Source organism: Nonomuraea sp. NPDC049419 (assembly GCF_040676995.1).
In the GTDB taxonomy this organism is placed as follows: domain Bacteria; phylum Actinomycetota; class Actinomycetes; order Streptosporangiales; family Streptosporangiaceae; genus Nonomuraea; species Nonomuraea salmonea.
This window is the reverse complement of the sequence record NZ_JBFAQB010000011.1, coordinates 20,347-34,459: the sequence shown is the minus strand read 5'-3', so window position 1 is coordinate 34,459 and position 14,113 is coordinate 20,347. Positions and strand designations below refer to the sequence as shown.

14 protein-coding genes are annotated in these 14,113 nt (G+C 72.1%); 4 read left to right on the top strand and 10 right to left on the bottom strand.

Annotation, left to right across the window (positions count from 1 at the left end):
* The first annotated feature begins 44 nt into the window (after positions 1-44).
* Both AB0K12_RS28595 and AB0K12_RS28590 read left to right on the top strand, forming a co-directional pair.
* Complete coding sequence (locus AB0K12_RS28595; RefSeq protein ID WP_364567642.1) at positions 45-413, top strand: DNA-binding protein; 369 nt, start codon at positions 45-47, stop codon at positions 411-413.
* Positions 410-1,045, top strand: coding sequence for a transcriptional regulator (locus tag AB0K12_RS28590; RefSeq protein WP_364567639.1), 636 nt, complete (start codon positions 410-412; stop codon positions 1,043-1,045). The genes AB0K12_RS28595 and AB0K12_RS28590 overlap by 4 nt, the downstream gene beginning before the upstream one ends.
* A gap of 3 nt (positions 1,046-1,048) precedes the next feature.
* Here the strand turns inward: AB0K12_RS28590 and AB0K12_RS28585 are convergent, their stop codons facing one another.
* The 4 genes from AB0K12_RS28585 to AB0K12_RS28570 all read right to left on the bottom strand — a co-directional run bounded on the left by AB0K12_RS28585 (position 1,049) and on the right by AB0K12_RS28570 (position 4,743).
* Positions 1,049-1,669: a TetR family transcriptional regulator C-terminal domain-containing protein gene (locus AB0K12_RS28585; RefSeq protein WP_364567636.1), complete on the bottom strand. Its 621-nt coding sequence runs from the start codon at positions 1,667-1,669 to the stop codon at positions 1,049-1,051.
* A gap of 328 nt (positions 1,670-1,997) precedes the next feature.
* On the bottom strand, positions 1,998-2,924 hold the full coding sequence (locus AB0K12_RS28580; RefSeq protein ID WP_364567633.1) for a hypothetical protein: 927 nt from the start codon (positions 2,922-2,924) through the stop codon (positions 1,998-2,000).
* Complete coding sequence (locus tag AB0K12_RS28575) at positions 2,882-3,886, bottom strand: DMT family transporter (protein WP_364567630.1); 1,005 nt, start codon at positions 3,884-3,886, stop codon at positions 2,882-2,884. The genes AB0K12_RS28580 and AB0K12_RS28575 overlap by 43 nt, the downstream gene beginning before the upstream one ends.
* On the bottom strand, positions 3,883-4,743 hold the full coding sequence (locus AB0K12_RS28570; protein ID WP_364567627.1) for an NAD-dependent epimerase/dehydratase family protein: 861 nt from the start codon (positions 4,741-4,743) through the stop codon (positions 3,883-3,885). The genes AB0K12_RS28575 and AB0K12_RS28570 overlap by 4 nt, the downstream gene beginning before the upstream one ends.
* 113 nt (positions 4,744-4,856) lie before the next feature.
* Here AB0K12_RS28570 and AB0K12_RS28565 point away from each other — a divergent pair, with 113 nt between their 5' ends.
* Positions 4,857-5,747, top strand: a complete 891-nt coding sequence (locus AB0K12_RS28565) for a LysR substrate-binding domain-containing protein (protein WP_364567624.1) — start codon at positions 4,857-4,859, stop codon at positions 5,745-5,747.
* A gap of 48 nt (positions 5,748-5,795) precedes the next feature.
* Positions 5,796-6,221, top strand: coding sequence for a nuclear transport factor 2 family protein (locus tag AB0K12_RS28560; RefSeq protein WP_364567621.1), 426 nt, complete (start codon positions 5,796-5,798; stop codon positions 6,219-6,221).
* A gap of 97 nt (positions 6,222-6,318) precedes the next feature.
* Here AB0K12_RS28560 and AB0K12_RS28555 read toward each other — a convergent pair whose 3' ends face one another.
* The 6 genes from AB0K12_RS28555 to AB0K12_RS28530 all read right to left on the bottom strand — a co-directional run bounded on the left by AB0K12_RS28555 (position 6,319) and on the right by AB0K12_RS28530 (position 14,021).
* Positions 6,319-6,900 carry a YdeI/OmpD-associated family protein gene (locus AB0K12_RS28555; protein ID WP_364567618.1) on the bottom strand — a complete coding sequence of 194 codons (582 nt, stop codon included), beginning with the start codon at positions 6,898-6,900 and terminating at the stop codon, positions 6,319-6,321.
* Positions 6,901-6,969: 69 nt separating this feature from the next.
* Positions 6,970-7,965, bottom strand: a complete 996-nt coding sequence (locus AB0K12_RS28550; protein ID WP_364567616.1) for a C-terminal binding protein — start codon at positions 7,963-7,965, stop codon at positions 6,970-6,972.
* Positions 7,952-9,712, bottom strand: a complete 1,761-nt coding sequence (locus AB0K12_RS28545) for an IlvD/Edd family dehydratase (RefSeq protein ID WP_364567613.1) — start codon at positions 9,710-9,712, stop codon at positions 7,952-7,954. The genes AB0K12_RS28550 and AB0K12_RS28545 overlap by 14 nt, the downstream gene beginning before the upstream one ends.
* Positions 9,712-11,082 carry a glucose-6-phosphate dehydrogenase gene (locus AB0K12_RS28540; RefSeq protein WP_364567610.1) on the bottom strand — a complete coding sequence of 457 codons (1,371 nt, stop codon included), beginning with the start codon at positions 11,080-11,082 and terminating at the stop codon, positions 9,712-9,714. The genes AB0K12_RS28545 and AB0K12_RS28540 overlap by 1 nt, the downstream gene beginning before the upstream one ends.
* Positions 11,079-12,908 (bottom strand): glycoside hydrolase family 15 protein, encoded by a 1,830-nt coding sequence (locus AB0K12_RS28535; protein WP_364567607.1) that lies wholly within the window; start codon positions 12,906-12,908, stop codon positions 11,079-11,081. Before AB0K12_RS28535 ends, AB0K12_RS28540 begins: the two co-directional genes overlap by 4 nt.
* A gap of 60 nt (positions 12,909-12,968) precedes the next feature.
* The gene (locus AB0K12_RS28530) at positions 12,969-14,021 is read right to left on the bottom strand and encodes an NAD(P)-dependent alcohol dehydrogenase (protein ID WP_364567604.1); all 1,053 of its coding nucleotides are present in this window, start codon (positions 14,019-14,021) and stop codon (positions 12,969-12,971) included.
* Positions 14,022-14,113: the final 92 nt, after the last annotated feature.

Below are 14,113 nucleotides of genomic sequence, written 5' to 3'. Positions count from 1 at the left end.
ACAAAAGATTGACAACAGTTCATTGATGGTGAAGCATAACCGGCATGTCACGCAACCCACGACAGGAGGCCGACCGGGAGAAGGAGGCCCGCGACCGCCTCCTGCGCCTCGGCGCGGACGCGCTCGCCCCCCGCCCGTGGCGCCCCTCGCCCGTGCCGCCGTCGGCGATCGACCTCGTCCAGTTCGCCGTCTGGCGCCACGCCGACCTCGACCCCGGCGACGTGCTCGACGCGCTGGCCCTCCTGCCCGCCGCCCGCGCCGAGGCCGAGGGGCTGGAGTCCGCCCTGCTGTTCATCGCCCGCGGCGCCGGCCTGACCTGGGCGCAGATGGCGGACGCGATGGGCTTCAACTCGCCCCAGGCGTGCCAGCAGCACTACACCCGCCTGACCGCGCGGCAGGACACCGGCTCGTGACCCGCGACTCCGTACCCGACCTGCTGGTCCTGCACGCCGTACGCGTGCTCGGCTTCGCCGGCACCCCAGAGCTCGCCCGGCGCTACGACCTCGACGCGGCCGAGACGGAAGAGCTGCTGCGCGACGCCGAGGCGCACGGCTGGGTCGGCCACTCCGCCTTCGCCGGCACCGCAGGCTGGTCGCTGACCGAACGCGGCCGCGCCGAGAACGAGCGCCGCCTCGCGGCCGAGCTCGCCGACGCCGGCGGCACGGACGAGGTCCGCGACGCCTATCGGGCGTTCCTCCCCCTGAACGCCCGCCTGCAGCAGGCCTGCACCGACTGGCAGCTCCGGCCCGCCCCCGGCGACCGGCTCGCCCCCAACGACCACACCGACCCCGCCTGGGACGCCCGCGTCCTCGGCGAACTCGCCGCCCTCTCGGACGCGCTCACGCCGCTGTCCGACCGGCTCGGGCGCGTCCTGTCACGACTGCGCGGGTACGACACCCGCTTCGCCGCGGCCCTGGCCCGCGCGCGAGCCGGGGAGGCCGCCTGGGTGGACGGCAGCGAGGTCGACTCCTGCCACCGCGTCTGGTTCCAGCTCCACGAGGACCTCATCGCCACGCTCGGCATCGACCGGCGCACGGAGATCTGAGTTTCAGGGCGCGAGCGCGGCCAGGTGAGTGCGCAGGACGCCGAGCATGGTGTCGGCGTCCAGCCGGCCGGGGTGGAACGCGGCCTGCATGGCCAGCCCATCGAGCAGCGCGCACAGGCGGCGCGCCTCCAGGGCGACCTCGCGGTCCTGGCGCAGCCGCCCCGACCGGCGGGCGCCCTCGAGGATGCGGGTGGTGAGCGCGAGCAGGCCGTCGTACAGCTCGTCGGCGTGCGCGCGCAGCTCGGGCCTGGTGCGCGCGGCGGCGACGAAGGACAACCAGACGATGACCTCGGTACGCCGCTCGTCGTCCAGGGGCAGCAGCTCGGCCAGCATGCGGACGGCGATCTCGCGCTGCTCGTCGGGGGTGGGCGGCGCCGACGGGTCCATGAGACGTCCGGCGTGGGCGTCCAGCCGGGCGATCACGCGCGCGGACATCTCCCGCATCGCGAACACCATCAGCTCGTTGTGCCCGTCGAAGTAGTGCCGCACCGATCCGATGGCCAGCCCGGCCTCGGCGGCGACGTTGCGCAGCGACGCCTGCTCCAGGCCGTCACGGCCGACCACACGGAACACCGCCTCGGCGACCGCCCGCCGCCGCTCTCCCGCATCCACGATCTTCGGCACCCTGCCTTTATAGCACGAGCATGCTATGTTCTTTTTTTAGCATGCTCGTGCTATAAAACGGAGGTGTCATGTTCGCGTTCATCGCGCTCACCCTGGTCGTCGTCGTGGTGATCCGCCGCTTCAAAGGAGAGCCCCTGCGGGCCCGCGACCTGTTCGGCCCACCCGTCGTGCTCGTCGGCATCGGCGCGTACGGCCTGGTCAAGGACGTGCATCCGGTCGGCGCCGACCTCGCCTGGGTGCTGGCCGGCGCCATCGTGGGCCTGCTGCTGGGCGCGCTGCGCGGCCTGACCCCACGCCTGTTCGTCCGCGACGGCCACCTCTGGCAGCGCTACACCGTCTGGACCCTGCTCGTCTGGGCCGCCTCGGCCGCCGTCAACGCCGGCCTCGGCGCCCTGACCACGTCGGAAGAGCTGCGCCCGATGACGTTGTCCATCGGCGTCAGCCTCCTCGGCGAAGCCGTCGCCCTGGGCCTGCGCGCCCGCACCACCGGCGCCCCCTTCGCCCAGGAGGGCGAGAGCTCCCAGCTCGACCGCCTACGGTGAATCACCCGCTCACCCGCGCCGCTCCGGACCGGCTGAGGCCGGCGGCGCGGAACAGCCGGTCGCGAGACGCCGCCGCCTGCTCGAACACCCTCTCCCCGCCCTTGAGCACGCCGCCCTCCGAGCATCCTGAGCTCCTCGTCGGTGGAGGTGCAGCAGTGGATGAACGTCATGTCCGAGCCCAGCAGCCCGGAGCCGGCGAGCCTGCGGATCGCCTGCTGCTTCGCACCCCACTCCCCCAGACCCACGTACGACGGCCACCCGTGGTCGAACACCGCGCGGATGCCCGACTCCCAGTGCGCGGCTATGGCGGCGTCGGTGTGCTCGGGGCTGTTGCTGATGTGCGGCTCGTCGCGCACCGTGGTCACGCCGGCGTCGATGGACAGCAGGTCGGCCGCCAGGTTGCCGATGTGCACGTCGCGGGGCTCGAAGTGCCGGCCGAGCCCGATCTGGACGCGGCTGCGGTACTCCTCGTAGGTCCAGGCGGGGCCCAGGCCGCGCAGCGCTCCCTGCCAGTTGTGCCGGTGGCTGTCGATGAAGCCGGGCAGCACGACGGTGCCGGAGCCGTCGATCACGCGGGCCTGCTCGTCCTGGAGGTCAGGGCCGATGGCCTGGATCGTTCCATCGGCGACGAGGACGTCCCCGGCGAGGTCGCCGAGCCGTTCGTCCTGGGTCATCGGATACGCGCCCTTGATGAGGATGCGGTCGTGGGGCACCGTGGTTCTTCCTTTCTTTCCTGCTTGCGATGAGCGGCGATCCAGACGGCCGCGAAGGTGAGGACCGCGCCGACGACGGTGAACGCTCCCGGCGCGTGGTCGCCCGAGGGCAGGACGGCGTCCAGGACGATGGAGCCCAGCAGTTGTCCCGCGATGGACGCCATGCCCAGGAGCAGCACGCCGATTCTGCGGACGAGCAGGGCGGACGTCGCGATGAAGACGACGCCGCACGCGCCCCCGAGGTAGGCCCACCACTGCGTGGGCAGCGGGTGGCCGCCGAGGCCGAAGGCCAGGGTCTTGGCGGTCCAGGCGAGGCCGAGGAAGACCGCGCCGACGGCGAAGTTCACCCAGGTGGCGGCGAGCGGGGAGGCCACCGCCGCCCCGGTGGCGCCGTTCATGGCCTGTTGCAGGCCCAGCAGCAGACCGGCGGCCACGGCGAGCAGCGCGGGAAGCAGCACCGTGGCCGGGGCGCCGGAGAGGCCGGGCAGGGCGGAGACGACGGCGGCCACCAGGGTGAGCGCCGCGCCCGCCAGACGATGGACGCCGGGCCGCTGCCGGAGCACGCCGCCGACGCCCCGGGCGTCGACGATCAGCCCGCCGAGCGTCTGTCCCGCGATGGCCGACACCGTGAACACCGCGATGCCCGTGATCAGCGCGGTCGTCGACTGGGCCAGCGTGAACGTCCCGCCCAGCATCCCCGCCAGCAGGTAGCGGCGCGGCAGGCGGCGCTCCCGCGTGACGCGCGGCAGGCTCAAGAGCGCCTGGCGCAGCCGCGGCAGGCAGAGCGCCAGCACGGTCATGATGATCGCGCCGCCGGTGAAGCTGATGGCGGCGGCGCCGACCGCGTCGCCGAGCCGGTGGGACAGTTCGGCGTTCACCCGGGACTGCACCGGGACGACCGCTCCGGCCGCGACGGCCACCAGCACGGGCAGGGCGGGCGAACGCATCCGTGGCCGCGTCATGACGCGATGTCCTCGATGATCGTGGGGTGTTCAGGGGCCCAGCCGAGGGTGCGCCGTGCGGCGTCCCCGGTGGCCTGCTGGTCGAGCAGCAGGGCCTCGCCGAGCAGCCCGAGCCGCTCCAGCGTCTGGACCACCGGCTCGGGCGCGACCCGGCCGGACAGGCCGATCGCCCGGCTCACGGCCTCGGTGATCTCGCGCACGGTGGGGTTCACCCCGCTCGCCCCGATGAAGTACGAGCCCGCCGGCGCCTTTTCCAGTGCCCGCACGTAGAGGGCGGCGAGGTCGTCCACGTGCACGGTGCTCCAGTGCTGGTCCCCGTGCCCGATCATGGTCAGGGCCCCGCCGGTCCTCGGCCCCGCGGCCACGAGATCGAGCAGCCCGCCGCCGTGACCGTGGACCACGGCGGGAGCCACCACCGCGCTCCGCACGCCCGGCGCGGACAGCACCCGCTCCGCGATCGGCACCCGCCAGGCCGTCAGGCGCGGCGGGTTCATCGGGCTCGTCTCGGTGATGGCGGCGCCGCTCCCGTGCTCCCAGACGCCGGCGGTGTGGACGTACGGCCGGTCGCTGCCCTTCAGGGCGGCGATGATCTGCGTGGCCGCCGTGTCGTCGATCCGCGCACTGCTGTCGTCACCCGGTGAGGCCAGGTGGATGACGCCGTCGGCGGCGCCGGCGAGCCGGTGCACGGTCGCGCCGTCCGCCAGGTCGCCGATGACGGGATCCGCCCCTTTCGCCCGTACGGCCTCCGCCTTGCCCGGGTCGCGGACCAGTGCGGTGACCTGGTGGCCTTCGCTGATGAGCCGGCCGAGGACCGCCGTGCCGATGTAGCCGGTGCCGCCGGTGAGAAATACACGCATAAATCGTCCTTCGTGGAAGTGCCGTCCTCGCCACTCTCACCGACGCTCATCTATCGTGTCCAACGAAGAATCTCGATGCCGTTATCGGTGTTTTCGATTGATGGAGGGCGTGCATGGACCAGCGCAGGCTGGAGTACTTCATCGCGGTCGCGGAGGAGATGAACTTCACCCGCGCCGCCCAGCGCCTCCACGTCACCCAGTCGACGCTGTCGGCGGGCCTCAAGGCGCTGGAGAGCGAGCTGCGGGTCGAATTGGTGACCCGCTCGACGCGATCGGTGCAGCTCACGGAGGCTGGCTCGGCGTTCCTCCCCGAGGCCCGGGCCGCCCTGGAGGCGCTCGACCGGGCCCGCGCCGCCGTCGAGCCGGTCTCCGCCGGCCTGCGCGGCAGCCTCACCGTCGGCATGCTCACCAGCATGACCATCGTGGACGTCCCCGCCCTGGCCGGCGACTTCCACCGCAGGCATCCGGGGGTGCGGCTCCGCCTCGCCATGTCGCAGCGCGGCACCGCCGGGCTGGCCGAGCAGATCAAGGACAGCCGCATGGACGTGGCCTTCGTCGGCCGCCACCTCCGCGACGAGCACCTGCACGTCACCCCGATCAAGAAGTACGACCTGCGCCTGCTCGTCCCCGAGGGCCACCCGCTCGCCGGGCGTTCGGCCGTGGGCCTCGCCGACGTCGCCGGGGAGCCGTTCATCGACATGCCGCTGGGCTTCGGCCAGCGGGAGGTGGTGGACGAGGCCTTCGCCCGCGCCGAGCTGAGCCGCCAGGTGACGGTCGAGGTCTCCGACGTCACCACCATCCCCGAGTACGTCGCCCACGGCCTCGGCGTCGCGCTCCTGCCCGAGGCGTTCCCCGCGGGCCCCGGCGTACGGGCGCTGCCTCTGGAGACGGAGCTGTCCTGGACCCTCAGCGTGATCCGCTCAGCCCGCCGCAAGCCGACCCGGGCCCTCTACGCCTTCATGGACCTGCTCCCCCAGCACATCCATCGCGAGCGTGCGTTCTGATCCCGTATGCTGTACGGTACGACGTACGGCTTATAGAGGAGGACCCCTATGTACCAGCCCACCACCGAGGAACTGAAGAGCATCGAGGAATGGTTCGCCACCTATGACGCGCTGGCCGAGCAGGGCGCGATCGAGCAGCTGGCCGACCTGGCGGTCTTCCCGATGAACGTGGTCACCGACGTGCCGGACGGCCACGCGGCGGTCCGGCAGTGGACGCGGGCCGAGTACATCGAGGCGATGCGGCAGTCCATGGGCGGCGGCACCGCCGGCCTCGACCTGCGCTCGACCCGCACCCCGCGCTTCCTCAGCCCGAACCTGGCCGTCGTGGAGACCGAGGCCACGATGACGATCGACGGCCAGGACCACCAGATGCACTACGCCGACCTGCTGGTGCGCACCGAGGACGGCTGGGCCTTCCAGACCATGGTCCAGGGCGGCTGGGGCCACGGCTGGGACCCCGCCAAGCGCGGCTGACGACCTTGACTGTCCCTCCCTTGCTGCTCGGCGGGGAAGAGCTCAAGCGTGCGGCGGCGGCGGATCCGGCACGGTCCGCCGCCGCTCTCACGAACGCTCAGGGATGGATCTTCTGGTTCTCCCGTAGCATCGCGACGAACTTCTCGATCCGGGCCGCCCGGGTCTCCGGCTTCTTGGCGTCGTTCACGCGGTAGAGGATCGAGTAGCGGTTTCTGCTGTCGAGGGTGGCGAAGAACTGCGCCGCCGCCGGTTCGGCGTCCAGGGCCGCCTGCAGGTCGTCGGGCACCGTCGCGGTCTTCTGGCCCGCGTACGCCGCCTCCCACCGGCCGTCGGCCTTCGCCGCCGCGATCTGGGCCAGGCCGGCCGGGCGCATCCTCCCCGCCGCGATCAGCTGCTCCGCCCGGCCGCGGTTCACCTTCGACCACTTGCTCCTGGCCTGGCGCGGCGTGAAGCGCTGCAACCAGTGCTCGTCGTCGAACGCGGCCTTCTGACCGTCGATCCAGCCGAAGCAGAGCGCCACGTCGAGCGCCTCGGCGTAGGTGACGGACGGGATGCCGGACTCCTTCTTCGCGATCTGCAGCCAGAGCCCCGCCGACCCCTCGTACTCGGCCTCCAGCCATTTCTCGAACGCCTCCTGGGAGGGGAAGGCGATGATGGGCAGGCCTTGCTTCTCCGCCACGGCTTGAGCGCTCCTTCTCTCGGGGGACTCGCACCAGCATTCTGTCCTAGAAGCCGCCGTCTTCGCCCATCACGTCGGGTCGTTGACGGGATGGCGGGGGCTCTGTCCGGTCAGGACCCGTACGGCCTCTTCCGCGGCGATGCGCCGCACCATCGTGATGGCCTGCTCGGAGTAGTAGGCGGCGTGCGGTGTGACGATCACGTTGGGCAGCGCGAACAGCGGGTTGCTCGGGCGCCAGTCGCGCTGCTTCGCCGGTTCCTCCTCCAGGTCGTCCACGGCCGCGCCGGCGATCCAGCCCTCCGTGAGCGCCTGGTGCAGGGCCGCGTCCTCCACGATGGGGCCGCGCGCGGTGTTGACGAGCACGGCGGCCGGCTTCATCCTGCGCAGCGTCGCACGGTCGAAGAGGTGGTGGGTCTGCGGGGTGAGCGGCGCCTGCACCACGAGGTAGTCGGAGCCCTCCACGAGCTCGTCGAACGACACCGGCCGCGCCTGGCGGGACCGGATCTCCGCCTCGTCGACGAACGGGTCGTGCGCCCACACCTCGACGCCGAAGGCTCTGGCGCGTTCGGCGATCAGCTGGGCGATGGCGCCGAAGGACAGCAGCCCGAGCACCCGTCCCCGCAGCCGCCAGATCGGCCGCGCGCTGCGCCAGTGCCATTCGCCCTGCCGGGTCGCCCGGTCGTACACGCAGATCCTGCGGGCGGCGGCCAGCCAGAGCGCGACGGCGTGGTCGGCGACCTCGTCGGCGCACCACTCGTTCGGCGCGTTCGTGACCTGGATGCCCCGCCGGGTCGCGGCGTCGACGTCGACGATGTCCACGCCGGTGCCGTAGCGGGCGATCACCCGGCAACGCGTGAACGCGTCGATGGCACTGGCGCCGACCCGCGCGTACTGGGTGAGGACGCCGTCGGCGTCCCGGCCCCTTTCGATCACCTCGTCCTCGCTCTTGCACTGGGCGGCGAGCAGCTCGAACCCGGCGCCCTCGATGATCGGGCGCTCGATGTCCACGTCGCCGAAGTCGAAGTCGGCGATCATGATCGTGCCTCTGGCGTCAGTGCGAGTCACGCGGGACTCCCTTGGTGTGTACGAGGTCCTGGTAGGCGAGCGCGAGCTCCATGCAGCCGCCGCCGTCCAGCTGCCCGACCGTGGAGCGGTAGATCTCCTGCCACGGCGTCTGGTGGTCGAGCGCCGGCGGCGTGTAGGCGGCCCACCGCGCGGCGATCTCCTCGTCGGGAAGAAGCAGGTCGACGCGCGCGCCGTCCAGGTCGACCCGGACGCGGTCGCCGGTGCGCAGGATGGCGAGGTTGCCGCCGGCCGCGGCCTCGGGGCTGGCGTTGAGGATGGACGGCGCGTCGGAGGTGCCGCTCTGGCGGCCGTCGCCGAGCGTCGGCAGGGTGGCGACGCCGCGCTGGATCAGCGCGGCGGGCACCTCCATGTTCACCACTTCGGCCGATCCCGGGTAGCCGATCGGCCCGGTGTAGCGGATGACGAGGATGCAGTCCTCGTCCAGGCCCAGGCCGGGGTCGTCGATGCGGGCGTGGTAGTCCTCCGGCCCGTCGAAGACGACGGCGCGGTAGTCGCGCACCGGGCGGGCGTCGCCGGCGAGGACGGAGGTCTTCATGACCGCGGAGTCGAACAGGTTGCCCGTCATGACGAGCAGCCCGCCGCGTGCGGCGAGGGGGTCGTCGCAGGGCCGGATGACCGTCGGGTCGGTCGGCGGCGCCTCGGCCAGGTTGCCCGCCACGGTGCGGCCGGAGACGGTCATGGCCTCGCCGTGCAGGTGCCCGGCCGTCAGCAGCGACCACATGACGGCGGGCACGCCTCCGGCGCGGTAGAAGTCCTCGCCGAGGAACTCACCGGCGGGGGCGACGTTCGCCAGCACCGGGATGTCGGCTCCGACGCGCTGCCAGTCCTGGATGGACAGCGGCACCCCGGCATGCCGCGCGATGGCGTTGATGTGGATCGGCGCGTTCGTCGAGGCGGCGATGGCCGAGGCGACCGCGATCGCGTTCTCGAAGGCCGCCAGGGTCATGATCTTGCGCGGGGTGAGGTCCTCCTGGACGAGGGCCACCGCCCTGCGGCCCGTCTCGTACGCCACCTGCGCCCGGCGCCGATAAGGGGCCGGGATCGCCGCGCAGCCGGGCAGTGACATGCCCAAGGCCTCGGCGAGGCAGTTCATCGACAGCGCGGTGCCCATGGTGTTGCAGTGCCCGATGCTGGGCGCGGAGGCGGCCACGCGCTCCATGAACTCGTCGTGGTCGATCTCCCCGGCGGCCAGCAGCCGCTTCGACTGCCAGATCACCAGCCCCGAGCCTGAGGCGCCGGTCCGCTCGCCGTGGTGGTAGCCGTTGAGCATCGGCCCGCCGGACAGCACGATCGCCGGGATGTTCACCGTGGCCGCCGCCATCAGGCAGGCGGGCGTGGTCTTGTCACACCCCGTCGTCAGGACGACCCCGTCGAGCGGATATCCGTACAGCACCTCGACCAGCCCGAGGTAGGCGAGGTTGCGATCCAGCGCGGCGGTCGGGCGCTTGCCGGTCTCCTGCAGCGGGTGGACGGGGAACTCCAGCGGGATGCCGCCGCCGTCGCGGACGCCGTCCCTGACCCGGTCGGCGAGGGCGAGGTGGTGGCGGTTGCAGGGAACGAGGTCGCTGCCCGTCTGGGCGATGCCGATGATCGGCCGGCCGGACTGAAGCTCCTTCGCGGTCAGGCCGAAGTTGAGGAAACGTTCGAGATACAGCGCGGTCATCTCCGGATTGCCGGCGTTGTCCCACCAGAGCCGGCTACGCAGGGACGGCTTCGTCGGCGGCATCAGCTTCCCCTCACCACGGCGGGACCGTCCGATCCGGCCGGATAGTCGACGAGCGGCACCAGGTCCCTGGACCAGGCCGACATGACCGGTTCGAGGACGCGCCAGGACTCCTCTGCCTCGTCCCCGCGGATGGACAGGGCCGCGTTCCCGTACAGCACGTCCAGCAGCAGCCGGCCGTAGGCGGGCAGGTCGGGAGGCGCCGGCCGCGCGGCCAGGGTGACCGGGGCGAGGACGTGGCTCCCGGCGCCGATGCCGGTCAGCGCCAGCGTCATGCCCTCCGGCTCCAGCCCGAAGCGCAGCACGTTGGGCTCGGCCTCCGTGCCGAAGCCGGCGGGCAGGTGAGGCACGGGACGGAAGCGGACCGCGACCTCCTTGCGGTCCCGGCCGAGCGCCTTGCCGGTACGCAGCCGGAAGGTCGTCCCCGACCAGCGCCAGCTGTCGAGCTCCAGCACCACCTCGGCGAAGGTCTCGGTGCCGCGCCCCGCGTCCACGCCGTCCTCCTCGGCATAGGCGGGGACGTCCCGATCGGCGATGCGGCCTGCCCCGTAGCGGGCGCGGCGGGTGCGGCGCACGACGTCGTCGTCCGTCAGCGGGCGTACCGAGCGCAGCACGTCGATCTTCCGATCGCGCAGGTCGCGCTCCCCGAGGCTGAGCGGCGGCTCCATGGCCACCAGGCAGAGCACCTGGAGCAGATGGTTCTGCACCATGTCCTTGAGCGCTCCCGCGCCGTCGTAGTAGCCGGCTCTTCCCTCCAGCGCCAGGGACTCCTCCCAGACGATCTCGACCTCGGCGATGTGCGCGCTGTTCCAGAGGGGTTCCAGCACCCGGTTGGCCAGGCGGCTGCCGAGCACGTTCTGGACGGTCGTCATGGCCAGGAAATGGTCGACGCGGAACACCGCCTGCTCCGGCACGACCTGCGCAAGCAGCCGGTTCAGCGCCACGGCGCCGGCCAGGTCCTCGCCGAACGGCTTCTCCAGCACGATCGGGCTGCCCGGTGGCAGGCCCGCGTCGCGCAGGGCGGCCACCGTAGCGGGGAAGATCCCCGGCGGGAGGGCGAGGTAGACGGCGGCGGGTCCGTCACCGGCGAGGAGCGCGGCGAGGGCGGCGGGGTCGGTGGCGTCGGCCTGCCGGTACTCGGCGCGCCCGGCGATCGCGTTGCCCGCCTCGCGCTGCTCCTGCGCGGCGTGCAGATCGAGCTGGTCGGACGCCCAGCGGCGGAACTCCTCCGCGCTCCAGTCCTTCCGGTCGGCGCACCTCAGCTCGAAGCGGTCGGGCAGGTGCCCGGCCGCGCGCAGGGCGGTCAGGGCCGGCAGCAGGTAGCGGGCGTTGAGGTCGCCGGTGGCGCCGAGGATGACGAGCCTGTTGATCATGTCGTGCCGCCTGCTTTCGCGCGTGCGAGGTTGACGCCGCTGGCGATGACCCCGATGTGGCTGAACGCCTGCGGGAAGTTGCCCATGAAGGCGCCCGTGGCCGGGTCGATCTGCTCGGGCAGCAGTCCGACGGGGCTGGCGCGGGCGCACAGTGAGGCGTACAGCTCCTCGGCCTGTTCGAGGTGGCCCTGCAGGATCAGGTTGTCGACGAGCCAGAAGCTGCACAGCAGGAAGGCGCCCTCGTCGCCGGGCAGGCCGTCGGGCGAGTCCTCGTGCAGGTATCGGTAGAGCAGGCCGTCGCCGGCGGACAGCCGCCGGGCGATGGCCGCCGTAGTGGCCGCCATGCGCGGGTGATCGGCGGGGACGACCTTGCGCAGCGGGAGCGCGAGCAGGCTGGCGTCCAGGGAGCCGCCGCCGTCCAGATGCTCGCTCAGGCATCCGGCCTTCTCGTCCCAGGACTGCTCCAGGATGAGGCGGCGCAACTTCTCGGCGGTGCTCCTCCAGGCGTCGATCGGGCCGGACAGGCCGAGCCGCTCGCCGATCGCCGCGGCCCGGTCCAGTGCCACCTGGCACATCCCGGTGGAGTAGGTGAAGACGCGACCTTCGCTGCGTACCTCCCAGATGCCCTGATCGGGCTGCCGCCACGTGTGCGCGGCCGATTCGGCCAGGTCCGCCAGGCCGGACCACAACGCCGGCTGAAACTCGCGGCCGGAGCGCAGCCACTGGTCGGCGCAGTCGAGCACCTCGCCGTAGACGTCGTGCTGGCGCTGGTCGGCGGCGCCGTTGCCCCATTGGACCGGGGCGGAACGCCGGTAGCCCTCCAGCTCTCCGTCGACGACCTCCTCGGGTACGGGGTCGCCGCGCAGGGTGTACATGATGCGCGGCCGGCCGCTCCGCTCGAAGGCGTCGAGCACCCAGCCGAGGAAGGCGTCCGCCTCCTCCCCGAATCCGACGCGGCGCAGCGCGAACACGGCGTAGGCGGCGTCGCGGATCCAGGTGTAGCGGTAGTCCCAGTTGCGGACGCCACCGATCGGCGCGGGCAAGGAGGACGTGGGCGCCGCGACCAGCGAGCCGTTGTGCCAGTCGTCGCACAGCTTCAGCGTGATCACCGAGCGCTGGACCAGCGCTTCCTGCGGGCCGTGATAGGTACAGGTGCGCATCCAGCGCCGCCACGCCTCGGCGGTCTGCCGCAGCATCGTCTCGGGGTCGAACCGGTGATGACGGTGGATGCGGCCCCAGGACAGCACCAGGTCGAGGCGGTCGCCCTGCTGGAGGTCGTGCACGGCGCGCAGGCCGGTCAGCGCACGGTTGGACCGCAGGTGCAGCCGCAGGTCGGGCCGCCGGGTGACGCGCACCTCCAGGCCGCTGTGCAGGGCCCGCGCCTGCGCGCCGCCGCGCGGTTCCAGCTCCGCCCGCAGCCGTACGGTCCCGTCCAGGACGACCGCCGACCTGACCAGCTCGCACCGGCCGCCGCCCGCGTCGTCGCTGAGGTCGGTGCCGGCGCGTACGGCCATCGCGTCGGTGACGCGCACGAGCCCGGTGGGGCCGCGCAGCTCGGTCACCAGCACCGCGGTGTCCGGTTCGTAGAACTGCCTGGCTTCGCTCAGGTCGTCCACCGTCACGGTGAAGTGGCCGCCGCGCTCGTGATCCAGCAGGCCGCACAGCAGCGGGTCGCTGTCGAAGCGGGGCAGGCACAGCCACAGGATGGATCCGTCGAGGCCGACCAGCGCCGCGGTCGCGCCGTCGCCGATGAGGCCGAAGTCCTCCAGCGCCAGGTAGCCGTCGTGGCGGCGCACCGGGCGGAAGGGTGGATCGAGGTCGAGCATGCCTGGGCCTTCTCCTTGGGTGGCGGCGTACGTCTGCGAGGAGGCGTTCCTGAGCTTCCGTCACGAGAAGGTGATCAGCACCTTCACCACGTCGTCGAGTTTCTTGTCCGCCACCTCGAACGCCCGCTCCATCTCGTCGAAGCGGAAGGTGTGCGTGGTCATCTGGGTCGGGTCGAGCCGCTTGCCCTCCAGGATGCGCAGCAGGCGCTCCATGCGCAGCCGGCCGCCCGGGCACAGGCCGGTGGTGATCGTCTTTTCGGCCATGCCGACGCCCCACTCGAGGCGGGGGATCCGTACGAAGTCGCCTTCGCCGTAGTAGCCGGTGTTGGACACCGTCCCGCCCGGTTTGGTGATCTTGATGGCGGTCTGGAAGGTCGCGTCCGCGCCGAGGGCCTCGATGGCGGTGTCGACGCCCTGCCCCTGCGTGAGGTCGAGGATGCGTTCGACGACGTCCTCGGTGGTGAAGTCGACGATCTCGTCGGCGCCGTAGAAGCGGGCCAGCTTCTGCCGCCTGGGAACGGATTCGACGCCGATGACCAGCCCGGCGCCGCGCAGCTTGGCGCCCGCGGTGGCCATGAGCCCCACCGGGCCCTGGGCGAGGACGGCGACCGTCCCTCCGATGGGGATGTCGCCGTTCTCGGCGCCCATGAACCCGGTGGAGAGCATGTCGGCGCAGTAGACCGCCATCTCGTCGGGGACGCCGTCGGGGATCTTCGCCAGGTTGGCGTCGGCCTCGTTCACGTGGAAGTACTCGGCGAAGACGCCGTCCTTGGAGTTGGCGAACTTGAACCCGCCGAGCGGCCCGCCGGACTGCGACGGGTGACCGTTCTGCGCGGCCAGGTCGCCCCAGTCGGGGGTGATGGCGCCCACCAGCACCCGGTCACCGGGACGGAACGTCCGCACCTCGTCGCCCACCTCGTGCACCACGCCGACGCCTTCGTGGCCGAGCGTCAGGTTCTCCCTCGGCCCGATGCCGCCCTTGACGGTGTGGGAGTCCGACGTGCAGATCAGCGCCGTGGTCGTCTTGACGACGGCGTCCAGCGGACCTGGCCGCGGGACGTCTTTGTCCATCAGGCCGACCTGCCCGATCTCCTTCATCACGAACGCTCGCATGGTGCCCCCGCATGTCCCCGAGGTGCCTAGCTCTACCCCTGTGACCTCGGCGTTTAACGCCGAGGTCACGGCCTGTGCGCCCAGGCGGGCAT